This is a genomic window from Pseudomonas sp. BN505, from assembly GCF_029873175.1.
GTDB lineage: Bacteria > Pseudomonadota > Gammaproteobacteria > Pseudomonadales > Pseudomonadaceae > Aquipseudomonas > Aquipseudomonas putida.
Map to the genome: position 1 here is coordinate 12735 of NZ_SSOI01000053.1, position 23258 is coordinate 35992.

Consider the following 23258-nt stretch of genomic DNA (forward strand, 5'->3'; position numbering starts at 1 on the left):
CTAAATATCCACATCCGGCTGGAAACTCCTGTCAGCGGCGTAAGGTTTCAGAGGGTAGCTCGGAGAATCGGTTTCTATAGGCTGCACTGAAGCGCCCTAGATGAGTGAACCCACAGCGCTCGGCAATATCGGCGATAAGCGTGCCGGGTGGTGATTCTCTCAAAAGTTCGCGAGCATCTTGCAGTCGGAGCTCTCGCAAATAACGCATTGGGGTGGTCTGGTGTGATTTTGCGAAGCTATCGCATAGGGCGCGTACACTCGTATTGGCAGCGCGCGCGATTTCTCCCAGTGTCAGAGCACGTTGGCGCTGCTCGTGAATGAAGGCCAATGCTATTTTTACCTGTTTGGGCAACACAGATTGGTGGCGAGTCGTTATGAATCGCGCGGACTTGTAGTACTCCTCCAGTGCAAACATAAGTACTAATTCGCTGATGCAATGGGCGGTACCGTGATTTGCAGCCTGAGACGGTGAAGTCGCGTTGCAGAGAAGGACGTTCAGCAAGCCTAGCCATCTGATCTGTGCTTCACCGCACGCCAGGGCAGGATTGAAATCGAGGGGCGAGGCATGGTCATGCCCATATACCTCCAGATGCTTGGACCTGAGCAAATCCTTGGGAATACGGACGTGGACTCTCCAGCTGTCCTCGCTGAACTGCTTACTTGCGCTGCAATGACTGCCGTCAAACATGACTAAGCCCGCACCGCCGGCGCTCGCACCTTTATGGTTACGGGTCTGTGCCCAGCCCTGCAACTGGGTGCTAATAAGTAGCGTTCCTGTTGGTGACTGTTGGAGATCCACCTCTGTGCCAAAACTAAGGCTTGCCAGTTCCAGACTATTGAATTTGCAGCTGTGCAGGTGCATGTCGAAGGTGGCACGGTCTTTCTCTACGGTGATGACGTTACCGCTGTACACGTTTTCAAGGCACTGTGACGCCTCTTTCAAATCTGCGCTGCTATGGGAGTTTGACCACGACGCAATTGCCGCACGGGCTTGCACTTTTAGCGTGTGGATGAGCGCGCCCTGCAGGTGATGATTCTCGCCCTGAGCAGGCTGGGTATTATGGCCAAGGATGGCCGGACGCAATCTAACCATTGTTCATACCTCAAGGGTCGCCAAAGGCTTGCAGGCTCCGTAACTGGCCCTTATGCCAATGATTCTCAAGCAGCCACCAAGCTAGACCTCTAGCGAGGTGGCACCTTGAGTGGTGCCGGACTGCCATGAAGGCAAAACGTCATTCTCATGGTTTGGCGAGCGAATTTGCCATGAGCGTCGTTCATGGGGCGTATGTGCAATACGGCATAGAGATTCGCGTGATGTCAGGGTTAATATGAAAACAATTTAAATCACAATAATAAAAAATGAGTGATTGCCTCTATGTTATTCCTGTCCCTATTCCTCATGCTCCCTCCCTTGAATGTGAAGTCGCCAATTACTTACTGCAAATCGAATCCAGCGCATTTGTCAGTGTGCGATTAATCCGCGCAGCGCATGCCCCGTGTGTGTTGGATGCCAGGCAAAATTATGAGGTTCGCGCCACCTGAGCGGCTGTGGCTAGAGATTATGGCCCGGCTCGAATACGCCTAATCGATGCCTGCGCATCGTTGTTCGTATGTTTCAATTAAAGCTGTTTGTAGAACAAAAATAATAATTTGAGGGTTTTAACGTGCGTGCTATGTCTATCCCTGTTGTCATCTGCATGAGTGCCGGCAGTGTTGTTTTTCCCTTTGAAGTGCGTGCGGACTGGCTTGATGACAGCTCAGGCTCGCTTGAGTTTCGAAATTTTTATATGAATCGAGACTTTAGACAATCCGGCGCACAGCAGAGCAAAGCCGATGAGTGGGCTCAAGGCTTTATCTTCAAGATAGAGTCTGGGTTTACACCCGGCGTGGTCGGACTAGGGCTGGATGCGATAGGCATGTTGGGAGTCAAGCTTGATTCGAGCCGCGCTCGGCGTGGAACGGGACTCTTGCCATTCGACCATGATGGAGAGCCGGTAGATGATTACAGTGAGCTTGGTTTGAGTGCAAAACTGAAATTGTCCAAAACGGTGCTCAAGGCCGGGACCTTGATGCCTCAATTGCCCGTAGCGTCCTATAATGATGTACGCCTACTTCCCTCAACATTTACAGGTACATCGGTTTCCTCCCAGGAAATTGATGGATTGACCTTCAATGCGGCACGCTTGGAAAAGCAGAATTATCGTGATTCCTCGAGCAATGACGAGATGAGCTATGGTGGCGTTAACAGCAGTCATTTGGATCTGGCGGGCGGCAGCTACGCGCTAACCGAGAGCTTGTCCGCATCCTACTATTACGCCGAGATGAAGGATATTTACCGGCAAAACTATTTTGGCTTTGTTCATAATTATCAACCCGCTTCGGCTTTGAGTATCAAAACGGATCTACGCTTATTTGAAACTACAGGGGCTGGGAGCAAGAAACTACGTGGACCGACAAGAGTGGATGGGGGGGCCATTGACAACAGATTCTTGAATGGCATGGTGGCTGTCGGGTTCAAAGCCCATCGCCTGTCACTAGGGTTTCAGACGCTGAGCGGGGAGGGAGACTTCGCCTATCCTGGGCTGGACCCATATTCGGTGAATCTCGGTACCATCGACGTATTCACCCGTGCCAACACTGATTTGTGGCAGGTGCGCTACGACTACAATTTCGTCGCTCAGGGAATACCCGGTTTGACATTCATGACACGTTATTTCGACGTAAAGCACATCGAGACCGCATCGGTGAAAGGGGGTACGCAGTGGGAACGTGACTCCGATCTCATCTACACAGTGCAAAGTGGAACGTTTAAAGGCCTAAACATCAGGCTGAGAAATGCATCGCTGCGATCGGGAAATGGTCTCTCCACAGCTATTGATGAGAATCGGATTATCATCGGTTACAGCGTGGCCTTGTGGTAACCCCTTAGCCATCGTGGGCAGTCAGCAGAAGCCCTGCATATGATGCAGGGCAGCAATATCAACGAGTATCAAACCCTACACGGCGGCATCGGATTGCCTGGGGGCGATGGCCCTCTTGTAAATCGAGTGTTTCGGCTTGGCAAATAGCCGCTTCAGCATGGGTTCAAAAAAATCAAGCGGGAGGTGATCGTAGTCTGGGTCAAAACTGGGGGCGTCATATTTTGCGCAAAAGTCGATCGTATATTGATACTGCGGGTGCTCTCTAAATTTCTCCCTAAGATGACGTTCCATACCCAGAAAATGGAAGAAATAATAACCTTGAAAAATTCCGTGATTCTGAATCATCCATAGATTCTCACTACAGATAAATGGCTGAAGAATAGCCGCAGCTATATCAGGGTGGTTAAATGTGCCCAGTGTATCGCCTATATCATGCAGCAAGGCACATATTACATACTCCTCATCGCGGCCATCTCGGTATGCGCGAGTGGCTGTCTGCAGCGAGTGGGTCATACGGTCAACCGGAAAGCCGCCGAAATCACCTTCCAGCAATCGCATATGGGCCATGATACGAGATGGCAGACCTTGGGCGAACGTAGCGAGATCAGCTGCAATAATAGCCCAGTCACTTTCATTGCCGTCTTTTAAATGGGTAAACGTTGCGAGTTGGCTCATGATTATCCTCAGTCAGCAGAAACGAGAGCGATCAAATTTAAACGTTCTCGCGTCCGTAGCTTTGGCATTTATGGACAAATTCGTAATCTTGCGAACACACTCAACCCGAAATGGAGGCTGTCATGTACGCACGGACAACATCTGCAAGCTGGGCTCTAGAAGTTGTCAGATTGCTCGAAAATTTTGGCTTGGACTGCATTTCGCTGCTTGCAGAGCTAGGTGTCGAGTACAGCGCACTCGATGACCCCCAAGCACGGTTGACGCAAGACACACTGACTCGACTTTGGAGGAAAGCGGTCGAGGTAAGCGGTGATCCATCAGTGGGCCTTGCCTTGGGCAGAGCTGTAGGGCCTAGGTCATTTCACGTCGTAGGGTTGGCGATGATGACGAGTGATACATTGCGTCAGGGCTTCGAGAGGTTGGTTCGGTATCAACGAGTCATGTCTGAAGGAGCGGAATTGAGCCTGGTGTCACTAACGGAAGGCGAGGCTTTGATCCTGGGGATGCAGGGAGACCGGCTACCGGTTACTCGTCATAGTATCGAGGCGCCCTTAGCGGGGGTTCTGTCTATAGCTCGGGCCCTGTCAGGACAGACACTGTGTCCGGTAAAAGTCCTGATGATGGGGCCTCGCCCGGCAGATATCGGTTCATACCGAGCGATGTTTCGATCGCCGCTGTATTTCAATGCGTCTGATTACGCGCTGATTTTCAAGCGTGAGGATGTCGAAAAGCCACTTCGTTCGGCGAACCCTGAGATCGCTAGGTGCAATGACGCATTAGCGGATGACTACTTACGGGGCCTATCCGGCTCACGGGTAACCTATCAGGTGCGACGAGTCCTGCGAAAACTCCTTTCTGAAGCTGATGCGACAAGACAGCGGGTCGCTAGTGAATTATGCGTTTCGGGACGAACGTTGCAGCGTCGGCTTTTGAATGAAGGGGTGAGCTTTCATGCCCTGCTCGATTGCACGCGTCGGGAGCTTGCACTTGAGTACATGGCCCAGTCAGATGTGCCGCTGGTAGAGATTGCAGAACGGCTAGGTTTTAGCGATGCCACCAGTTTTAATAGAGCATTTCGGCGATGGTTTGACATTTCACCTGGAAGATACAGGAATTTACTCAATCAGGACCATGAGAACGTTTGCGGTTGTTAATACTGGTAACTGCCTGCGAGTGGCTCTTGCACGGTTGCCTTCCGTGCCCAGTTCGCTTTACATCGACGCTCCCGCAGGCCATGCATACGATGCATTGTATCCATTAGTCTGGTGATTATGCAGTGATCCACGTATGCAATAGTATCCTTGGAGGGCCGCGCTGGTTACAACATGGCGGTAATTTTAACAAAAACAATAAAGTTGGGCGTGCAATGTTCAATGCTATCAGGCTGAAGCCACTTTGATTGGCTCCAGGACGGTGTTCACTGGTTTAGTAGGCCCCTAGTCGAGGCTGGTGCGAGCGTTAGATTTGTGCTGCTCAGACTTTGGGTGGGCATTTATAATAAGAAAGGAGAAATCGATTGAATACTACAGATCCACGCGTCTCTGTCAGGCTCAATAAAATGAGCCGGTTCCAACTGTCTCTGGTGCTGTTCTGTGTACTATTAGCTGCGCTAGACGGGTTCGACGTTCTGGTTATGGCCTTCGTCGCGCCGGCGCTTGCTAAGAGCTGGCAACTCAGTGCAACTGCGTTAGGAGGCTTGTTTAGTGCAGGGTTGATTGGTATGGCCTGCGGTGCTTTCTTTATCGCTCCGCTAGGTGACAGGTTTGGTCGGCGTCCAGTGGTTCTAGGTTGCCTTCTATTGCTCACTATCGCCATGTTTGCATCTGCCTTTACTGGCAGTTTTACCACGATGTTCATTGCCCGCCTACTGACGGGTATTGGTGTCGGCGCAATGTTGACGACAGTCAATATTGTGATCACTGAGTTTTCCAATGACAACCGTCGGAGCCTCTGCAACGCTGGGATGTCAGTGGGTGTGCCACTTGGCGCAACGCTGGGTGGGTTACTGTCGGTTGCGTTGATTCACGCTTATGGCTGGCAGGCGCCTTTTATCTTCGGTGGTGTTCTGGGGGCGCTTTTACTTCCTGCGGCGTGGAAAATATTTCCCGAGTCTTTGGATTTTCTAATTGAAAAACAGCCATCTGCCGCTTTGCAAAAACTCAATACGACATTGGCTCGGCTAGATGTGCAACCAATGGCCGAGTTGCCTGCGCGATCTGAGCTTGCATCAGGAAGTTTGCCGTTGGTTGGCTTGTTTAGTGAAGGTTTACGTACAAGGCTACTCTTAGTCTGCGCACTTAATTTTTGCATTCTGATGACGTTTTATTTTGTTTCAAGTTGGATTCCAAAAATCTTGTCGGACGCAGGGCTGAGCATTTCCGGTGGGATTTCTGGTTCGATGTTATTGAGCTTGGGTGGAATGGTCGGCTGTCTGGTGTATGGTTTGTACGCTACAAAGGTAGGCACTCATCGACTCGCCGCCCTCGCACTGATCGGATTGTTCGTCATGATGCAGGTATTTAGCAACATGGAATACAATCACTACTTGTTAATTCCTGTTGCGCTGGTGTTGGGGTTCTTTCTTTATTCGACCGTCACGACACTTTATGTCATCGTGCCGCTTGTGTTTCCCCCTGCACTGAGAAGTACTGGAACCGGTTTGGCAATGGGGGTCGGACGAATTGGTGCCTTCTCGGGACCGTTTGTAGCCGGTGTATTGATTGATGCCGGATGGTCACGAGGGGAGTATTTTCTTTTGCTAGGAATGCCAATTTTAGCGTCAGCGCTGATGATCTACGCCTTATATTCCTCCGCCCAGAAAGCAATCAAGCTACAACCCCTGGCTGAGTGAATTGTAGATAGGAGGACCATGCTGCCTGGACTCAATATCTCCAGTCATTGAGGACGTCATGTACGGTGGGCAGCATGGTGCGCTTGGTAATACTTCACAAAACCAAGCCTGTTCAAATTAATGTTTGCGCTTACTGGCAGCATACTCACGGGCCACCGTCAAAAAACCTTCCAGCAGCCTAGAGTCATCATGACTGCGTCTGATCATGCAAAGATCAAAAGTAGCGCGGTCCTGATCTTTGACCGGAAGGTAAACGACGCCAGGAAGGTGAAGATTACATGATGAGTCTACGACGAAGCTCAACCCAACCCCAGCTGACACGAGGGAGACCGCCGTCACAACATCATCTACTTCCTGGGCAATCTTAGGATGGACATTTTGGTCATGAAACATGCTCAGGAGATGATCAATGAATCCGGGCCTCGGACTACGGGGATACATTATCAACTGCTGACCATCAATCTCCGAGAAATTGACATCATCACGTGTAGCGAACGGATGAGATTCGTGCACAGCCAGATGGAGGTTCTCAGTCAAAAGAACCTCCCAGGAAAGGCCAGGCTCTTCCTTGAAGAAACGATTGAACCCTACCGTAAGACGCCGCTCCTCAAGCGCTTTGATTTGGCCCGCCCGATCTAGGTTGTGCAAAACGACTTCGACTTCCGGGTGCAATTGCCTGAAGCGTTGTATGATCCTAGGCACAATATCCAACATCACCGAACCAAAGACCCCCACATCAAGCTGTCCAAGTTTTCCCTGGCCTGCTAGCCGGCTTCGCTCCAACGCCTGCTCCGTGAGAGCCAGGATATTGCGAGCATCCTCCAGAAGTGATTTACCCGCGTCAGTCAGCTCCATGCCACGAGATTGACGGACGAAAAGCTTGGTTTCAAGAAGATCTTCAAGCTGCCGAATCTGCCGTGTGAGAGGGGGTTGAGTGATGTTTAAAGATTCCGCAGCCGAGGTCAGGCCGCCATTCTGGGCCACCGCTACGAAATACCGGAGATGGCGTAACTCCACAGCATTTACATTCATGCTCGCCTCGCTTGTCTTGTAAGCCCGTTATACCCCAAGTCCTCCGGACTCACAATTTGCCAAGCCGATAGGGACGCGTGATCAGCCAGCTTACCTCGGGTAAGGCACCTGGCTGATCATTGTGGACCCCTAGAACTTCCAGCCGTATCCGACCGTAACGGTGTAGAAGTCAGATTCGGTATCAAACCCTTCGCTAGGGCCTTTACCATTTACCTTGGGACCAAAGTCATATTCGAACGTCAGGTTCAACTCGGAGTTTTGTGTCAGCCTACGGGTTACGCCGGTTGTGACTGCTGTAGTATTGAGACCACCCAGGATCGCGTTTTCGGCGGCGTGATTTTCGGTCGTGTGAAGGCGTGCATGACTGACGCCCCCTCTGACGGTCCAATCGTCGTTAATTTCGTAGGCCGCTCCCGCTTTGACGACGGTCTGTGAACGCCATCCGAAGCCCTGCGCGAAAGCCTTAGCTTCGTCCCAATCTATGTATTGGAGGTCCAAAGCCATCGTCCATCGATCGGACAGCTTATACGACGCGCCGACAGCGTACTGCTCGGGACTGTCTGCAGAGCCGCCCCATTGAGATAGAAGGTCGTCTTTGTAGCCCGACAGCTTACTCATTTCGATCTTAGGGGCGTAGCTGGCACCTATCGCCCATTGGTCATTGATTTTCCATAGGGCACCGGCCCTCCAACTCGTGCCATGGGAATACTCTTTTCCGTGGTATGGGTTTTGCCCTCCAGGAAATCCGCCGGGCAGCCCTTGGGCCTCGAACTCTTGAACTGCATAAACGAGCGACAGGCCAAGCGAGAGTCCATTGTCGAACGTGTAAGTCGCGGTCGGCAGTACCTCGAATTGCTTCAGCGTGCCTCGAGTACGACGAAAACCGGGCACCGGAACGAGAGGGTCCTCGTATCTAAAACCCACGCCACTCGCATACGTGGAAACGCCAAATGTCACCTTGGGAGTGACTTGAAAATTCACTCCGAACTCGGGAATGGCCAGAAAAATGCTGCTGTCATGCTGGTTAGAACTTGATCCGAAGTCAGTATCGGAGGTCGCATAGAGCATTTGAACATCTGCATCGAAGCGATTGCCTACCCAAGCCATACCGGCAGGGTTGTTGGCAGCAGCGATTGCATCTTGCGGCAGGGCGACTGATGCGCCGCCCATGGACTGAGCTTTTGCGCCATAGCCCACGAGGTGAGTACCCACGTTCGCGTGCGAAGGTTGGGAGCAGAGGAATAAAACTGGAGTGAGAGAAGCAGCAAGGATAGTTTTCGTCTTCATCAGTAGTACCTGTTGTTATTTTTATATGGATAATGCAAAGCTTTTATCTATTTGCCAGAGGTGAAATTATGTAACCTCTAGTGATCTCCGCTGGCTTTTCCAGCTACCGCGTAATGGTTATTTTCCAGCTCGTGAATTATGATGCGAATATCCTGAGGTTCATAGGATGTTACTGACACAATCGCATTCGTAATTTCCAGCATCATTAGCTTTTTCTCTTCGATGCTGGTCTCTCCTTCGATGATGTTTATCGTAATTATTGGCATATCTCTCTCTGCATGTAAGGGCTGATTTAAGTTCTCTGACTAAGGAACAAGTATCGTCCCTTCTCTGATTTTATTACTCGCACAGAAGATCCTAGTCAGGCTCGAGCCATAGCGTCAAATGCCTTTGGCGTCGCACATTGATACCTAATCAGTATGGGCTAGAAAATATCTGCCAGTCCCAGGCGGTATGGGTGATCTGCCTTAAAGGTATTAGACGGTATGGGTTCAGGCGCCTAACCTCGGATTGATCGTACGGTTCTATTTGAGCGCGATTGCCGAACCTGAAGTGTCGGAAGGCGCCCGGTCCCGCTTCAAGAATGATCCGCTACGTGCGAACTCAAAAAATAAGAGGGGCGTCAGTTCAAATGGCCATCAATATCAGCAGCATCAAAGCGTATGGAGATGAGCTTTACTCAGCTCTTCTAGATCGGCGCACCATCTCACCGCTTCGGGATCGCGAACCTTTGACTTTGGAGGATGCGTACCAGATCCAATGTCACATGGTTGCACGCCGCATCGAAGCAGGTGAACGGATAGTAGGGAAGAAAATAGGCGTCACCAGCAAACCAATCATGGATTTGCTGGGTGTATATCAGCCTGACTTCGGCCAGCTTACTTCCGGGATGGAATATCAGGAGGGTGAAGATATTCCGCTTGGCACGCTCATTCAGCCACGTGCTGAAGCAGAGATCGCGTTTGTCCTGAAAAACGATCTGAACGGCCCCGGTATCACTGCGATCGATGTGCTTCGAGCAACGGATTATGTGGTCCCCTGCTTCGAGATTGTTGACTCGCGAATCTCTGACTGGAACATCAAGATTATCGACACGGTTGCAGACAACGCCTCGTGTGGCGTTTTCCTTCTGGGCAAAAATCGCATCTCTCCCAAGAAAATCGACCTCAACGTAGCTGGCATGGTTTTGAGGCGCGACGGGGAGTTGTTCAGTACCGCTGCAGGTGCCGCTGTACAAGGCGGCCCGGTGAACGCTGTTGTGTGGCTAGCCAATACCTTGGGCGCCCTTGGGATCCCGTTCCGCGCAGGAGAGGTCATCCTTTCGGGCTCACAGTCCTCATTAGTGCCTTGCGTGGCGGGCCAGACGCTGACCTGTGAGGTCGCGGGACTGGGTTCATGTTCGGTTCGTTTTGCAGGAGGTGAGGCATGAAAATGACATCCCAGGTCATTTCTGAGCTCGCAGACATCGTTATCCATGCTCAGGATCGCGCTCACACCATCACCAAGCTGACCGATCAGTATCCCGACATGACGATCCCCGACGCATACGCGGTCCAGGACGAACTTCGCCGTCGCTGGATTGAACGCGGTGATCGGGTGATGGGCTACAAAGCCGGACTGACGTCCAAGGCGAAGATGCAGCAAATGGGAGTTCATATTCCCAGTTTCGGGATACTGACCAACGCCATGTCGCGTCCGGAAAATGGAGTTGTCCAGATTTCTGAACTCGTACACCCCCGCGTCGAAGCCGAAATCGGATTTGTGCTGCGCAGTGAACTGCGCGGGCCTGACTGCACGATTGAAGAGGTAATCGAGGCGACTGATTTCATCATTCCTGCCGTTGAGATCATTGATTCCAGGTATGAAAAATTTAAGTTCGATCTCACCAGTGTCATTGCTGACAACGGGTCTTCAGCACGCTTCGTAGTGGGCGGTCGCCCCCGAGATGTCAAAGACCTGGATTTACGAACCATTGGGGTCGTGATCGAAAAGAACGGCGACATTCAAGCCGTCGGAGCCAGTGCTGCAGTGCTGGATCATCCAGCCCACGCGATCGTGATGCTTGTTCAACATCTGGCGGCGCGGGATGAAGTTCTGCCTGCCGGCAGCTTTGTCATGACTGGCGGGATTACTGAGGCGATCGCGGTTGAGAAAGGCGACAACGTCCTCGCTCGGTTCCAGGAGATGGGAAGTATCTCGTTCCGTTTCGCCTGAATGCCCAGCCTTTGAGGAGTTGATCATGACCGCTATTCAAAACAATACAGCTAAAAAGACGGCCGGCCCTACACGCCAGCAACCGCGGATGTACCACGACCTTATGACCCCTGCTGAAGCGCTGGGCATCCGAGAGGAGGTGCGCGCGTTTTGTGAGAAACACGTTGCCCCGGTGGCTTGGGATATCGGCCATCGAGAGGAGTCGGTTGAGGCCTTTCCGAGGGTGCTGTTCAAGCAGATGGCGGATGCTGGACTTTTCAGGATTCCATTCGCGGCTGAGGTAGGAGGCAGAGGCCTGAAGCATCGAGCGACGGCTACGGCGATTGTTATCGAAGAACTGAGTTATTTCAGCAACAGTGTTGCCGCAATTTATGACGTGCACTGCATTCTGGCTGGGCATGCCTTGGAGTGGGCAAGTGAGGAACTTCAGGCACGCTACTTGGCTCCGCTGCTCGCTGGAGAAAAAATCGGTAGCTTCGCTACCAGTGAGCCACTTGCGAGTACCGATCTGTCTGTCGACGCTTTGGTGACCGATGCGACCTTCCATGAGGATCATATCGAGATCAACGGCCATAAGCGCTGGATCACCAATTCGCCTGTCGCATCGTTTGTTGTTCTGCTTTGTCGCGATGGGGAGCGGATGACAGAGGTCGTCGTCGACCTGGATGCCGCTGGAGTGACAGTTGGTGCGCCCGACAAAAAGCTCGGGAACCACGGCCAACTTACTGCGGATATCGTCTTCAACCAAGTGCGCGTGCCTCTCTCCAACGTTGTAGGCGATCGGGGCGATGGGCTCAAGATCGCTCTGCAAGTACTCACCTACGGCCGCATCGGTATCGCCGCTAGCGGTGTTGGGATGGCGCAGAGCGTCTTCGATCATTCCGTAGATCGTCTGAAATCTCGACGTGTATTTGGTAAGCCGCTAGGGGCTCAGCAGCACTGGCAGTTCCGCTTGGCAGAGCGGGCCATGAGTATTGAAAACGCCCGCAACCTTTACCTCAAAGCGTCCTTGCGTATGGATGACGGGGTGCTGTTCCCTGAGCCAGAGGCGGCAATGGCTAAGTGGTATGCGACGAACCTTGCAAGTGAGTTCGCTCGTGAAGGCATCCAGATATTCGGCGGATACGGGTTCACCAAGGAGCTCGCCCACGACGGTTCGCGGTATCACGTCGAGGAGGTCTATCGCGACTGCAAGATCGCCGAAATCTATGAAGGGGCAAACGAGGTCCAGATGTGGGTCATCGCCCGCAGCATCTTTGGAAAAGAGATCACGGGGTAAGCCATGCCAATTATCGAATTTCACCTGATGGTAGGTCGCACTCCCGACCAAAAGCGTCAGCTGCTCAGCGCAGTAACCGACACGGTCGTAGATGTTTTGGGCGTTCGTCCAGACCAAGTCCGGATTTTGATTCACAACGTCACGCCGGAGCATTTCTCAATGGCCGGCATAACCGCAGCAGAAAGAATGGCTCGCACTGTGGGTTCAGGTGCTCCTGTAGCCGCAAGTCTGACAGCCGCAGAGAAAGGTGATCAGCAATGAGTAAAAAAATAAAATGCGCAATCATCGGTTCCGGAAACATCGGTACCGACCTGATCTACAAACTCAAACGCAGCGACTTGCTCGACCCGGTTTGGATGGTGGGCATTGATCCGGAGTCGGAAGGCTTGGCAAGGGCATACGATCTGGGCCTGAAAGTGACACATGAAGGTGTCGACGGTCTTCTCCCCCACGTACTTGCTGACGGGATTCAAATCGCCTTCGACGCCACCTCGGCCTACGTGCATGCAGAGAACTCCCGCAAGCTCAATGCACTCGGCGTATTGATGGTCGACCTGACACCGGCGGCCATCGGTCCGTTGTGCGTTCCACCCGTCAACCTTGAATCGTTGGCAAGCGAAGGGGTGATGAACGTCAACATGATCTCCTGCGCAGGCCAAGCGACGATCCCAATCATTCGATCAGTGTCCAGGGTTCAATCGGTTGAATACGCTGAAATTGTGGCAAGCCTTTCGTCTCGTTCCGTAGGTGCCGGCACCCGAGCGAACCTCGACGAGTTCACCTTCACTACGTCTGACGCCCTAGTTCGCGTTGGTGGGGCGAAGCGAGGCAAAGCGCTCGCGATCATCAATCCTGCCGATCCACCGGTGATCATGCGCAACACCATCAGTTGCCTCACCGAGGACAAGCCGGACGAGGAAGCAATCATCGCTTCGGTGCTGGAGATGATTAGCCAGGTCCAGAAGTATGTACCTGGTTACCGTCTCGTAAACGGCCCGGTGTTCGATGGCAAACGCGTGACCGTATTTATGGAAGTCGCGGGCTTGGGCGATTACTTGCCGAAATACGCTGGCAATCTGGACATCATGACCGCTGCTGCAGCTCGAACCGCTGAGATGTTTGCAGAGCAAATCCTGTCTGGGCAAATCAAGTTGAAAGCTGAAGAGGTGGCATGATGAGTAACGGTCAGAGCTTGAAAGGTCGCAAAGTCATTCTGCACGACATGTGTCTTCGTGACGGCATGCATGCCAAGCGTGAGCAGATCTCCGTGGAGCAGATGGTTCGCGTTGCCACGGCGCTGGATGGCGCCGGTGTTCCCTATATCCAAGTAACTCATGGTGGCGGCCTTGGAGGGAACTCACTCCAGCATGGGTTCGCGTTAGCCAGCAATGAGGAATACCTGCGGGCAGTGGTTCCCAAAATGACCCAAGCTAAGGTTTCCGTGCTGCTTATTCCTGGCTTGGGAACGATGAAAGAGCTGCAGTCCGCATATGACTGTGGTGCGCGTAGCGTGCACGTCGCAACGCATTCAACCGAAGCAGATACTTCGCCACAGCACATTGCCTATGCACGAAAGCTGGGCATGGATACCACCGGCTTTCTCATGATGGCACACCTGAACGACCCCGCTGGCCTGGCTCAACAAGGCAAGCTGATGGAGTCTTATGGCGCACAAACGGTTTACGTCACAGACTCGGCTGGCTACATGCTCCCAGAGGATGTGCGCACTCGGGTTGCAGCGCTTCGTGATGTCCTTCATCCGGAAACGGAAATTGGCTTCCACGGCCACCATAACCTGGGCATGGGAATCGCAAACTCCATCGCAGCGATTGAAGCAGGCGCCTCTCGGATCGACGGTTCTGTGGCAGGTTTGGGCGCCGGTGCCGGCAACACTCCGCTGGAAGTGTTCGCTGCAGTCTGCGACCGCATGGGCATTGAAACAGGAGTAGATCTGTTCAAGCTGATGGACGTCGCAGAGGACGTGATCGTGCCATTGATGGATCATCTGGTACGAGTGGATCGCGAGTCTCTGACGTTGGGCTATGCGGGCGTCTACTCCACCTTCCTTCTGCCAGCCAAGCGCGCCGCCAAGCGTTTCGGGGTTTCGGCCCGTGACATCTTGGTCGAGCTGGGCCGGAAGAAGATGATCGGTGGACAGGAAGACATGATTGAAGACACTGCTATGACCATGGCGAAGGATCTTGGCCTTTTGAATAGTCGTGGCGAATTGATCAGTGCTGGTTCGTTAGAGAACGTTCTACCGACGTAACCAACTCCCCGCTGAACCTTTACCAGGCTGCTCAATACGCAGCCTGGCACTGTCAGATCGCTTACGGCAATCACGTGGAGCGACCGCTCTGTTCTCCAATTTGCTCGGGATCTTCGATGCGATAATGCCAATCGAATCGGAATGTCCTCTAAACTACCTGCTATGCGGACTGGGTATGGCGGGGCGGAAATAAAGGTATTAGACGGTATTGTAAATATTGAGTACGGTTAAGCCATCACAAAAATAAATAAGGTCTCATCGAGCCACTCGACTGAGACGGAGGGCACTCCATGGTTTTCAAAGTTGATGTTGACGGCTCGAGCGGTTCCATCATCTGTAGAGAAGGTCAAAGCGTTCTGCTCGCCATGACATCCCAGGGTGGGCAATGCATCCAGGTTGGCTGCCGCAGCGGAGGCTGCGGTGTGTGTCGAGTCCAAGTCCTCTCGGGGCATTACAAGACCGGCAAGATGAGCGCTTTTCAGGTTAATGCCGAGGAACAGAGTCAAGGTATCGCACTGGCTTGTCAGCTGTACCCTGAGTCCGACCTGAAGATCCGTACAATCGGTCGTCTGATTGCGATCCTTCCCAAATCGTCCCCTTCCATCGTTTATTCCGGTCCCGTATCACCCATGAGGCGGCGCGCATGAGCACCTTCCAGGTTGTCCCGCGCCAACCGCTATTTATCAGGCAGGCTGTCATCACTCACGGGGCAGCAACATGCCTTATCCAGGCAGCGATTCGGCACGCTGAAACGATCGGGATAAAGATAAACGTTGCTGTCGTCGACAGCACCGGCACTTTGGCGGGCTTCTTGCGAATGCCGGGCTCCTTCTCTGTCTCGAGTGAAATGGCATGCCGTAAAGCACGCAGTGCTGCCGGCTTGGGGTTCGATGCTCAAACCGCTGAAAGCATTTTGGGATTGGAAAATATGAGGGTCCGAGAAGCGATGCTTCTTCACCCTGACTTTACCCTCGTTCGAGGTGGCCTTCCGATTTTTATCCAAGGCGAATTAGTAGGCGCTGTCGGTGTATCCGGTGGAACTGAAGTGCAGGATGACGCCTGCGCAAAGGTGGCAGTCTCGGCCGTTTTGAATCTACAAGGAACAGATAAAGATGAGTAATTCAGCATCAAATCAATCGTCGACTGTGCAGTTCCGACACTTCATCGATGGTAGCTTCTGCGACTCTTCGGACAACCGCACATTCCTGAAGCGTAACCCAGCCGACAATCGTATTGTCGGACATGTCGCAGAAGGTGGGCGTTCAGAGATCGACCGCGCCGTACAAGCCTCTCGTACCGCTCTGGAAGGCCCTTGGGGCAAGATGTCAGTGGAGGAACGTTCTGCGTTGCTCTACAAAGTGGCGGATGAAATCAATCGCCGATTCGATGATTTCGTTGCAGCAGAAATGGCAGACACCGGCCAGCCAAAATCAATGATGGAGCACGCCTTCATTCCCCGCGGTGCAGCGAATTTTAAAATCTTCGCGGACGTCGTAAAGAATGTGCCTAACGAAAGTTTTCAAACACCAACCCCTGATGGCGCAGGGGCTCTCAACTACGCGATTCGCGTTCCCAAAGGCGTGGTCGGCGTCATCTGTCCTTGGAACGCGCCGTTGTTGCTGATGACTTGGAAAGTGGCCCCTGCACTGGCGTGCGGCAACACTGTCATCGTCAAGCCGTCCGAGGAAACTCCTGGTACTGCCACTTTGTTGGGCGAGGTCATGAGCGCCGTTGGTATTCCAGACGGCGTGTACAACGTGGTTCACGGTTTCGGGAAAGACTCAGCCGGAGAACTGCTCACGCAGCATCCTGGCGTGGATGCAATCACCTTCACCGGTGAGACCCGCACCGGCGCAGCGATCATGAAAGCAGGTGCCGACCTGATCAGGGATGTTTCCTTCGAGTTGGGTGGCAAGAATGCGGGAGTAATCTTCGCCGATTGCGACTTTGATGCCGCTGTTGATAGCGCCGTCAGGTCGGTCTTCCTCAATTGTGGTCAGGTCTGTCTTGGGACTGAACGCTTGTATGTCGAGCGCCCTATTTTCGATCGCTTTGTTGCTGCGTTGAAAGATCGCGCTGAGACCTTGAAGCCAGGCCATCCCGAGGCGAAAACCACCACCTTGGGGCCACTCATTAGCCAGGAGCATCGCAACAAAGTGCTCTCCTATTACGAGAAAGCTCGCCAGGAAGGGGCCACTGTCGTGACAGGAGGTGGAGTGCCTAAACTCGAAGGTGAGCTGGCCGAAGGTGCCTGGGTGGAGCCAACCATTTGGACCGGCTTGCCAGAGACAGCTGCCGTCGTCACCGAGGAGATTTTCGGCCCTTGCTGTCACATCGCACCATTCGATTCCGAGGAGGAAGTGATCCGCCGCGCTAACGCCACGGAGTACGGGTTGTCTACCACCATATGGACCAAAGATCTGTCGCGAGCTCACCGCGTCGCCGCGAAAATTGATGTCGGTATCACGTGGGTTAACTCTTGGTTCTTGCGCGATCTGCGCACACCGTTCGGTGGCTCGAAACAATCAGGTATCGGTCGCGAAGGTGGCGTGCACTCGCTGGAGTTCTACACCGAATTGCGGAACATTTGCGTAAAGCTGTGACGCTACAACGGTTCACCGAAAGTGCTTGCCTGCGCTTTCGGTGAGCTCTGACCGCATAGCATCGAAAAGCGTAGTGTTTCCTACGAATTCAAATAAAAAGAGAGGAAGGTTGCAATGGCCATGAAGGGTTTACTACGGGTTGGCGAGGTCGCCTTGCGTGTCATGGACATGCAGGCGGCTCGTGACCACTATGGGCGCTGCATCGGGCTGCTGGAGGTCATGGAAGATGATCGTGGGCAGTTCTATTACAAAACCTGGGATGAACATGATCATCACAGCTTGGTTTTGCGCCAAGCGGATTCCCCAGGCATCGACTACTTCGCCTTCAAGGTCTCAGATGAGGCTGCGTTGATCGATCTTGAACAAAAAGTGCAGGCATTCGGTTTGCAAGTCGAGCGCATCGAGGCCGGTATTTACCCGAAGAGCGGTCGCCGCATTCAGTTCCAACTGCCAAGCGGTCACACCATGCAGCTCTATGCCGAAAAAGAGCAGTTGGGCAATTCTCTTGGCTATCACAATCCAGGCGTGATTCCTGATGAGGGAGTGATTCGAGGAATGCGTCCAGTCCGGCTGGATCACTGCCTCCTAGGCGGCGTGAACATTGAAAAGAACATCGAGCTTTTCCACAACGTGTTCGAGTTGGGTATCAGCGAAAAGCTTATTCATCATGAAACCAATGCGGTAATGGCGGTGTTTTTCTCCGGCTCCACCAAGCCGCACGATATTGCTTTCGTTCTCCAGCCCGAGCCAAACATGCTCCATCACGTGTCCTTCTTGCTTGAATCGGTGACGGACGTCTACCACGCTGCGGACTGGATGGGAAGAAACCGAATCCCAATCGACGTAGGCCCAACACGCCATGGCGTGACTCGAGGCGCTACGGTGTATTTCTTCGACCCTTCGGGGAACCGCAACGAAGTGTTCACAGGAGGTTACGTCTACTACCCAGATGTACCGACTCTGGTATGGGATACCTCAGATATAGGCCAAGCGACGTTCGCTCAGGACAATACGCCACGTGAGAGCTTCCTGACCGTGCTAACTTGATAGGGGATGGGGTTTATCTCGTGCTATGCGCCTGATTAGGGTGCCGGAGAGGTGTGCACCGGGTGGTTACCACAGACTACCCTGTGTAGACTGGTTGTATTCCTCAAGCCGACTATAAAACAGATAAAGGCGTATACATTGATGGCTGCCGTGCTTCCTGCTGAACTCAAACCAGACATCCCTAGCAGGCTCATAGCTCAAGTGCTGCTCTAGGCCTCATATATGAGTAGCCCTCTCGCGACAGGTCGCCTGGTTCGTAACAAAATCGCCCCTCCGTCTCAGCGGTCGGGTTTGATCACGCGTGAAGATTTGCAGCGCAGGCTTATGGATCAGAGTGACACTCTGGTCACCCTCATCTCAGCCCCTGCTGGGTACGGAAAAAGCAGCTTGATGACTTCGGCTTACCATCAGCTGATCAGTGATGGCAAGAACGCCTGCTGGCTGAGTCTTGATGCCTACGACAACGACATCATCCGTTTTGCCAGACACCTCACCGCCGCAATCAACCACTCCCAAATCACAGATGCAGAGCGCGATGTTGTATCTCATCTCGGTGAATACCAGGGGATGGCGATAGGGGCAGACGTGCAATTTCTCGCGGAAGAACTGCTAGAGCATCTCTCGTCCTTACGCACCGTTGTTCACCTATTTCTCGACGACTTGCACCTGCTTGAAGACGGGCCGGCACTCAGCCTGCTTGGCGTTATTATTTCGAGTGAGCACCCCAACCTCAGATTCGTGATCGCATCGCGAGAGGTTCCGTCATTACCACTCGCACGCCTGCGCGCGCGGGGTCAACTTCACGAACTGGAGGCAAGCGCGGTCGCTTTCTCCGCCGCCGAAGTCAGGACCTTTCTGAAGCAGTCTTTCGGTCCAGAGCTCCCTGAGCACCAAATCGAAATGCTACTCGAGAAAACCGAGGGGTGGCCGGCGAGCTTGCAGATGGTGTCGATTGCGATGAAGTCTGCGCCTGATGCTCACGAATTCATCTCCAGGCTGTCAGGAGCGGACAAGGACATTGCCGATTTCCTTGTCGAGGAGGTTCTCGCTAAGCAACCTCAACCGATGCAACGTTTCCTTCTCGGAACGTCGGTGCTGAGATCACTGAACGCAGATCTGGTTAACGCCACTCTTTTGGGAACCGATGCATCTGCGTTGATAGAAGAGGCCGAGACCAGGAATTTATTTTTGCTCAGGCTTGATAGGGAGCGCTCCTGGTATCGTTACCACCACCTGTTTGGGGAGTTACTCCGTCGTGTCTTGACGGAGCGCTTCCCGGAATCTGTAGAGGGTTACCGCAGGAGGGCTGGAGAATGGTTAGCAGGACATGGTCGAACAGTCGAGGCGATCGAGCAGGCCTTTGCAGTTAGAGACCAGGCTTGGGCGGGGGGACTACTTGAGTCCACGTGCGCTGAGTTGTTTGCAAGCGGCCAGACAGCGATGCTGCAGCATTTGGCGGATCAGTTAGACGAGCGCGAACTCCAGAAGCTACCCGGACTTCAGTTGGAATTGGTATGGGATAGCGTAATCCGCTGGCGCTTCAAGCATGCACGTGAGCTGCTCAACAAAGCCCAGAAACGCCTGACAAGCCCTCAAAACCCTTCAGCGCTCAATCCGGCTGAGAGCTTCGACATGCAGCAGCTTCAAATGAAGTCCTTGCACCGCGAAGGCATGCTTCAGGCGTTCACCGACCGACTTTTAAATGCTGCCCACTCATCCTCAGAATGGCTGGCTACATATGCGCATCACGACCCCTACATGGAAGCCTCTTGCAGGACGGCACTATGGATGTGTGATAGGCAGCGGTTCGTCTGTGATGCCTCGGCGGCTGAGGCTGAGGAGTTGCGTCAACTCTTCAATGATGCTGGTGCAAAGTTCGGTACCGTATTTCTGGACACGGTGGCGGGCGGAGTCTTTCACGAGCGTGGCCAGGTCGAGTCGGCCGAAATGTTCTTCAAATCTGCGCTGGATACGGCGATTCGGATTCAAGGCGAAGCGTCTTCTCTAGCAGCAATGGCAAGCGCGCAGCTGGCAATGAAGCGGTACTGGAACAACGATGTAGATGAGGCGTCAACGATCTTGGTAGGGCTCGTTGGCCAACCACTTGAGTTCGGCCTGCTTGACTCCATCATTGCTCGCCAACTGACACTGGCCAGGCTGGCCAGAATGAATCGCAATTTCGCCGATGCGCATGATGCATTGGACGTTGCAGATGAGTTGGCTAATCGCTTCGACCTGCCCAGATTGCATACAAATGTCTTGTCTCTTCGTGTTCAGCTTCACATCGAGCAAGGGCACATCCATTACGCACAACGATTGGTCGAAGCGCACGAAGAATTTCGTGAGCACAGGACGCTAGCTCCCGATGGGTGTGTGACCATGAGTAAGCTGCTGATCACGCTGGCTTACTCAAGAGTTGCGCTCGAATCTGGTCACTATCCGGATGCGATAAAGTTGCTTCGTCGGTGGGGCACTTGGATATTGGAGCGCCAATGTGTTCTGTCATTCGTTCAGATCGCACTCCTTCTCGCGAGACTCCTCTGGCGCTCGGGTGACGTTCTCGCTGCTAGACGAACGATGATAGACGCCTTGATGAACGCCCGGGGCAATTTCTCTCGAGTCTTCCTCGACGAGGGCCAAGAGGTTTGTTCGATATTGCAAGATCTTGCGCAGTCCAATCCCGAATTGGAAGCCCCTTGGCGAGGTTGGCTCAATTATCTGCTGCAGGAATTTGGTTCGGATGTTGACCTCCCACGGGTACTTCCCGCAGCTGTCACTGGCGTTCGCTTGGAAAGCCTGTCTGACCGCGAAATGGAAATAATCAGACTGACTGCACGCAACCTGGCAGCCCAAGAGGTAGCTCACGCTCTTGGGCTAACGGAAAGCACCGTCAAATGGTACTGGCAGCGAATTTTCGAAAAGCTGGGCGTTCGTCGTCGCAAGCTTGCCGTCCGAGCAGCGAAAGAACGTGGGCTGCTGGTGTAGTCACAACTCCAGCTCAAGCGTGTCCGACAATGCTCGCGATACGCAGATCATCATGCACGAATTCGACTCACGTTCGGCTTTGGATAATACGCTGTCTCGATGATCTGGAACCCCCTTGATCACGCCCGTTCTGCAGGTTGCACATAGGCCCTCACGGCATGAGTAAGGCACCCCCTCATCCCGTTCCTCCAAGACATCCAGAATGCTTTTTCCGGGTGGGACCTCGAACTCTGCGCCCGAGAGCATGATGACTTTGAATGGCTTATCCTTGGTCGTATCCACTGCAGTCGCAGTGAACCACTCAAAGTGAACGTGGGAAGGGGCTCGCCTACACTCGGCCGCCTCTACAGCCTTCATGAGGGGCTGCGGACCACAGCAGTAGATGTGCGCTTGAGGATCGATATCGATCAGCGCCTGCGTCGGCTGGAAGAAACCGGGCTCTTCATCGTCGAAATGGAAGGTGCAATTATTCGGTGCGAGCGCCTTGAGTTCTTCATAAAAGGCGGTACGTTGCCGGTTGCGTGCACAATAAAATAACCGCCACTTTTTCCCCTCTCTTATGCACGTCTTGATCATCGCCATTATGGGTGTGACACCGATGCCGCCGGCGACGAATACGTGCTCCGCAGCATCTGAAGCCATGGGGAAATTGTTACGCGGGGGGCTACATTGGATCGTCATCCCTACCCGGACGGTTTGGTGGATGCTTCTGGATCCACCCCTGCTTTCCTTGGCCAAACCAACGCCAATGCAATAGCGCCCGCGCTCTGCTGGGTCGTTGCACAGGGAATAGTGACGGATCAGGTTGCCCTGCAGGTAGATCTCAATGTGCGCGCCGGCGGTGAAGGCGGGAAGATCTTTTCCTTCAGGATGTTTGAGTTCCAGAACCATGACATCTTTGGCTTCGCAGCTGATGTCGGTGACTTTTAGGGTAAGTTTCTCATTCATGACGGCGATCTCTCGAATCTTAAAGAGTCACGAGCCCATGACCGGGCTCGTGACGTCGTACATCAAGCCATTGACGCTATCAGTGACTCTGATTGAGAGGTTTCTTCCTTGATCAATTTATCGAGCACCCAAAGCATCTTTCCGGGCCCGGCATCTGCAGCGATATCGAACGTCTTGAAGTCGGGCTTCTCTTCAATACGCTTCTGTTGACCCTCGAGCATGGCCTTGTCTTCATTGAAAGCTTGGTCGAGCCCTTCCTTGAGGAGGTCGCTCAGTCCAGGTCGGTCGGTCGCCTTACTCACACCCCAGGAGTAGTAGTAGTCCACCGATTTCTCGTCCCGCGGCGTGATCGCTTGGCAACTCCAGGAATCGAGAACCAGCATTCCATCTGACTCACCTTCAGTGGCAGTACCAGCCATGAAGACGCGGAAGTGCAGAATCCAGTTACACGGGACGGTTTGGGTGATGTCGAAGTGCGCATCACACATGAACCCAGGCGGGAAAAGGTGCTCCACGAACTTAGGAACAGGAACGTTACGCACCCAATAGTCAGTTTTGATGCCGCGAGGCAGGACTTTGTGATGAGGTTTGGCCAGGGCCTGCGCCCACCCCATGGCGATGGTTGCATCGTGAGTGAAGGAGCTGTGTGAGAGGTCTGCCAGGTTGGCATTTTCCAGACGATAGTCAGCATCGATCTGGATGTAGCAGGGACGCGTGTTGTAATCAGGGTGACCCGGCCCAACCGCATCTGTGATCAGGCTTGGGTCGGCCTTGAGGGGATCTCCCATCCATACCCAGATCCAGTTGTCTTTTTCGACAACCGGGAATACACGCACACAGGCTCGTTCCGGGATGTTGGATTGACCAGGGATTTCGGTGCATTTTCCATCAGCCCCAAACTTCAGGCCGTGATACATGCAGCGCAGCTCATCCCCTTCTTTGGCACCCATGGACAAAGCGGCTTGGCGATGAGGGCAGCGGTCTTCCATCGCGACCACGTCGCCGTTCAATTTGCGGTACAGGACTACTCGTTCACCAGCGATTTTGCGCGCGATAAGGGCAGTTTTACCTTGCGAGACTTGATAGTCCCAACCGGCACAATACCAAGCATTTTTTAGAAACATGCTTCCTCCAATCAGGTTTGCTG

Annotated in this window: 20 protein-coding genes; 14 read left to right on the forward strand and 6 right to left on the reverse strand. The window is 53.2% G+C overall.

Translation table 11 applies throughout. The features are described 5' to 3' along the window. Nucleotides 1-31: 31 nt before the first annotated feature. Nucleotides 32-1093: an AraC family transcriptional regulator gene (locus E8E78_RS17835; RefSeq protein WP_159266348.1), complete on the reverse strand. Its 1062-nt coding sequence runs from the start codon at nt 1091-1093 to the stop codon at nt 32-34. A 604-nt stretch (nt 1094-1697) separates the two neighbouring features. Here E8E78_RS17835 and E8E78_RS17840 point away from each other — a divergent pair. After that, on the forward strand, nt 1698-2921 hold the full coding sequence (locus tag E8E78_RS17840; RefSeq protein ID WP_244965072.1) for an OprD family porin: 1224 nt from the start codon (nt 1698-1700) through the stop codon (nt 2919-2921). A gap of 75 nt (nt 2922-2996) precedes the next feature. On the opposite strand, the gene E8E78_RS17845 is transcribed toward E8E78_RS17840, so the two are convergent. Continuing rightward, nucleotides 2997-3596 (reverse strand): phosphohydrolase, encoded by a 600-nt coding sequence (locus E8E78_RS17845; protein WP_280313880.1) that lies wholly within the window; start codon nt 3594-3596, stop codon nt 2997-2999. Between the two features lie 122 nt (nt 3597-3718). Here E8E78_RS17845 and E8E78_RS17850 point away from each other — a divergent pair, with 122 nt between their 5' ends. Together E8E78_RS17850 and E8E78_RS17855 are read left to right on the forward strand one after the other, a co-directional pair. Then, on the forward strand, nt 3719-4750 hold the full coding sequence (locus tag E8E78_RS17850) for an AraC family transcriptional regulator (protein ID WP_280313883.1): 1032 nt from the start codon (nt 3719-3721) through the stop codon (nt 4748-4750). A gap of 362 nt (nt 4751-5112) precedes the next feature. Then, nucleotides 5113-6447, forward strand: coding sequence for an MFS transporter (locus E8E78_RS17855; RefSeq protein WP_159266344.1), 1335 nt, complete (start codon nt 5113-5115; stop codon nt 6445-6447). Nucleotides 6448-6564: 117 nt separating this feature from the next. Here the strand turns inward: E8E78_RS17855 and E8E78_RS17860 are convergent, their stop codons facing one another. Both E8E78_RS17860 and E8E78_RS17865 read right to left on the reverse strand, forming a co-directional pair. Continuing rightward, nucleotides 6565-7479, reverse strand: a complete 915-nt coding sequence (locus E8E78_RS17860) for a LysR family transcriptional regulator (RefSeq protein ID WP_179027718.1) — start codon at nt 7477-7479, stop codon at nt 6565-6567. A 129-nt stretch (nt 7480-7608) separates the two neighbouring features. Further along, the gene (locus E8E78_RS17865; protein WP_159266342.1) at nt 7609-8766 is read right to left on the reverse strand and encodes a TonB-dependent receptor; all 1158 of its coding nucleotides are present in this window, start codon (nt 8764-8766) and stop codon (nt 7609-7611) included. A 637-nt stretch (nt 8767-9403) separates the two neighbouring features. On the opposite strand from E8E78_RS17865, the gene dmpE reads away from it, so the two are divergent. The 11 genes from dmpE to E8E78_RS17920 all read left to right on the forward strand — a co-directional run bounded on the left by dmpE (nt 9404) and on the right by E8E78_RS17920 (nt 21163). Then, entirely contained in the window at nt 9404-10195 is a 792-nt protein-coding gene (gene dmpE / locus E8E78_RS17870) for a 2-oxopent-4-enoate hydratase (RefSeq protein WP_179027867.1), read from the forward strand. Continuing rightward, entirely contained in the window at nt 10192-10980 is a 789-nt protein-coding gene (dmpH, locus tag E8E78_RS17875) for a 2-oxo-3-hexenedioate decarboxylase (RefSeq protein ID WP_179027717.1), read from the forward strand. The genes dmpE and dmpH overlap by 4 nt, the downstream gene beginning before the upstream one ends. A 25-nt stretch (nt 10981-11005) precedes the next feature. Then, the gene (locus tag E8E78_RS17880) at nt 11006-12259 is read left to right on the forward strand and encodes an acyl-CoA dehydrogenase family protein (RefSeq protein WP_179027716.1); all 1254 of its coding nucleotides are present in this window, start codon (nt 11006-11008) and stop codon (nt 12257-12259) included. A gap of 3 nt (nt 12260-12262) precedes the next feature. Next, nucleotides 12263-12520, forward strand: coding sequence for a tautomerase family protein (locus tag E8E78_RS17885; protein ID WP_159266338.1), 258 nt, complete (start codon nt 12263-12265; stop codon nt 12518-12520). Next, nucleotides 12517-13434, forward strand: a complete 918-nt coding sequence (locus tag E8E78_RS17890) for an acetaldehyde dehydrogenase (acetylating) (protein WP_159266337.1) — start codon at nt 12517-12519, stop codon at nt 13432-13434. Before E8E78_RS17885 ends, E8E78_RS17890 begins: the two co-directional genes overlap by 4 nt. Continuing rightward, nucleotides 13431-14528 (forward strand): 4-hydroxy-2-oxovalerate aldolase, encoded by a 1098-nt coding sequence (dmpG, locus tag E8E78_RS17895; RefSeq protein WP_179027715.1) that lies wholly within the window; start codon nt 13431-13433, stop codon nt 14526-14528. The genes E8E78_RS17890 and dmpG overlap by 4 nt, the downstream gene beginning before the upstream one ends. A 365-nt stretch (nt 14529-14893) precedes the next feature. Continuing rightward, nucleotides 14894-15175, forward strand: a complete 282-nt coding sequence (locus E8E78_RS17900; RefSeq protein ID WP_233454345.1) for a 2Fe-2S iron-sulfur cluster binding domain-containing protein — start codon at nt 14894-14896, stop codon at nt 15173-15175. Further along, nucleotides 15172-15648: a heme-binding protein gene (locus tag E8E78_RS17905; protein ID WP_159266335.1), complete on the forward strand. Its 477-nt coding sequence runs from the start codon at nt 15172-15174 to the stop codon at nt 15646-15648. Before E8E78_RS17900 ends, E8E78_RS17905 begins: the two co-directional genes overlap by 4 nt. Next, the gene (locus E8E78_RS17910; protein WP_179027714.1) at nt 15641-17131 is read left to right on the forward strand and encodes a 2-hydroxymuconic semialdehyde dehydrogenase; all 1491 of its coding nucleotides are present in this window, start codon (nt 15641-15643) and stop codon (nt 17129-17131) included. Before E8E78_RS17905 ends, E8E78_RS17910 begins: the two co-directional genes overlap by 8 nt. A 114-nt stretch (nt 17132-17245) precedes the next feature. Further along, complete coding sequence (locus E8E78_RS17915) at nt 17246-18178, forward strand: catechol 2,3-dioxygenase (protein WP_159266333.1); 933 nt, start codon at nt 17246-17248, stop codon at nt 18176-18178. A gap of 390 nt (nt 18179-18568) precedes the next feature. Further along, nucleotides 18569-21163 (forward strand): LuxR C-terminal-related transcriptional regulator, encoded by a 2595-nt coding sequence (locus E8E78_RS17920; RefSeq protein WP_179027713.1) that lies wholly within the window; start codon nt 18569-18571, stop codon nt 21161-21163. On the opposite strand, the gene E8E78_RS17925 is transcribed toward E8E78_RS17920, so the two are convergent. Further along, the gene (locus E8E78_RS17925) at nt 21164-22111 is read right to left on the reverse strand and encodes a PDR/VanB family oxidoreductase (RefSeq protein ID WP_179027712.1); all 948 of its coding nucleotides are present in this window, start codon (nt 22109-22111) and stop codon (nt 21164-21166) included. It lies immediately after the preceding gene. Between the two features lie 62 nt (nt 22112-22173). Then, the gene (locus E8E78_RS17930; RefSeq protein WP_159266330.1) at nt 22174-23235 is read right to left on the reverse strand and encodes an aromatic ring-hydroxylating dioxygenase subunit alpha; all 1062 of its coding nucleotides are present in this window, start codon (nt 23233-23235) and stop codon (nt 22174-22176) included. Nucleotides 23236-23258 lie beyond the last annotated feature (23 nt).

Coding starts and splice junctions, on each gene's coding strand:
- E8E78_RS17835 (WP_159266348.1), bottom strand. CDS start 1,093: ATGGTTAGATTGCGTCCGGCCATCCTTGGCCATAATACCCAGCCTGCT.
- E8E78_RS17840 (WP_244965072.1), top strand. CDS start 1,698: ATGAGTGCCGGCAGTGTTGTTTTTCCCTTTGAAGTGCGTGCGGACTGG.
- E8E78_RS17845 (WP_280313880.1), bottom strand. CDS start 3,596: ATGAGCCAACTCGCAACGTTTACCCATTTAAAAGACGGCAATGAAAGT.
- E8E78_RS17850 (WP_280313883.1), top strand. CDS start 3,719: ATGTACGCACGGACAACATCTGCAAGCTGGGCTCTAGAAGTTGTCAGA.
- E8E78_RS17860 (WP_179027718.1), bottom strand. CDS start 7,479: ATGAATGTAAATGCTGTGGAGTTACGCCATCTCCGGTATTTCGTAGCG.
- E8E78_RS17865 (WP_159266342.1), bottom strand. CDS start 8,766: ATGAAGACGAAAACTATCCTTGCTGCTTCTCTCACTCCAGTTTTATTC.
- dmpH (WP_179027717.1), top strand. CDS start 10,192: ATGAAAATGACATCCCAGGTCATTTCTGAGCTCGCAGACATCGTTATC.
- E8E78_RS17880 (WP_179027716.1), top strand. CDS start 11,006: ATGACCGCTATTCAAAACAATACAGCTAAAAAGACGGCCGGCCCTACA.
- E8E78_RS17885 (WP_159266338.1), top strand. CDS start 12,263: ATGCCAATTATCGAATTTCACCTGATGGTAGGTCGCACTCCCGACCAA.
- E8E78_RS17890 (WP_159266337.1), top strand. CDS start 12,517: ATGAGTAAAAAAATAAAATGCGCAATCATCGGTTCCGGAAACATCGGT.
- dmpG (WP_179027715.1), top strand. CDS start 13,431: ATGATGAGTAACGGTCAGAGCTTGAAAGGTCGCAAAGTCATTCTGCAC.
- E8E78_RS17900 (WP_233454345.1), top strand. CDS start 14,894: ATGACATCCCAGGGTGGGCAATGCATCCAGGTTGGCTGCCGCAGCGGA.
- E8E78_RS17905 (WP_159266335.1), top strand. CDS start 15,172: ATGAGCACCTTCCAGGTTGTCCCGCGCCAACCGCTATTTATCAGGCAG.
- E8E78_RS17910 (WP_179027714.1), top strand. CDS start 15,641: ATGAGTAATTCAGCATCAAATCAATCGTCGACTGTGCAGTTCCGACAC.
- E8E78_RS17915 (WP_159266333.1), top strand. CDS start 17,246: ATGGCCATGAAGGGTTTACTACGGGTTGGCGAGGTCGCCTTGCGTGTC.
- E8E78_RS17920 (WP_179027713.1), top strand. CDS start 18,569: ATGACTTCGGCTTACCATCAGCTGATCAGTGATGGCAAGAACGCCTGC.
- E8E78_RS17925 (WP_179027712.1), bottom strand. CDS start 22,111: ATGAATGAGAAACTTACCCTAAAAGTCACCGACATCAGCTGCGAAGCC.
- E8E78_RS17930 (WP_159266330.1), bottom strand. CDS start 23,235: ATGTTTCTAAAAAATGCTTGGTATTGTGCCGGTTGGGACTATCAAGTC.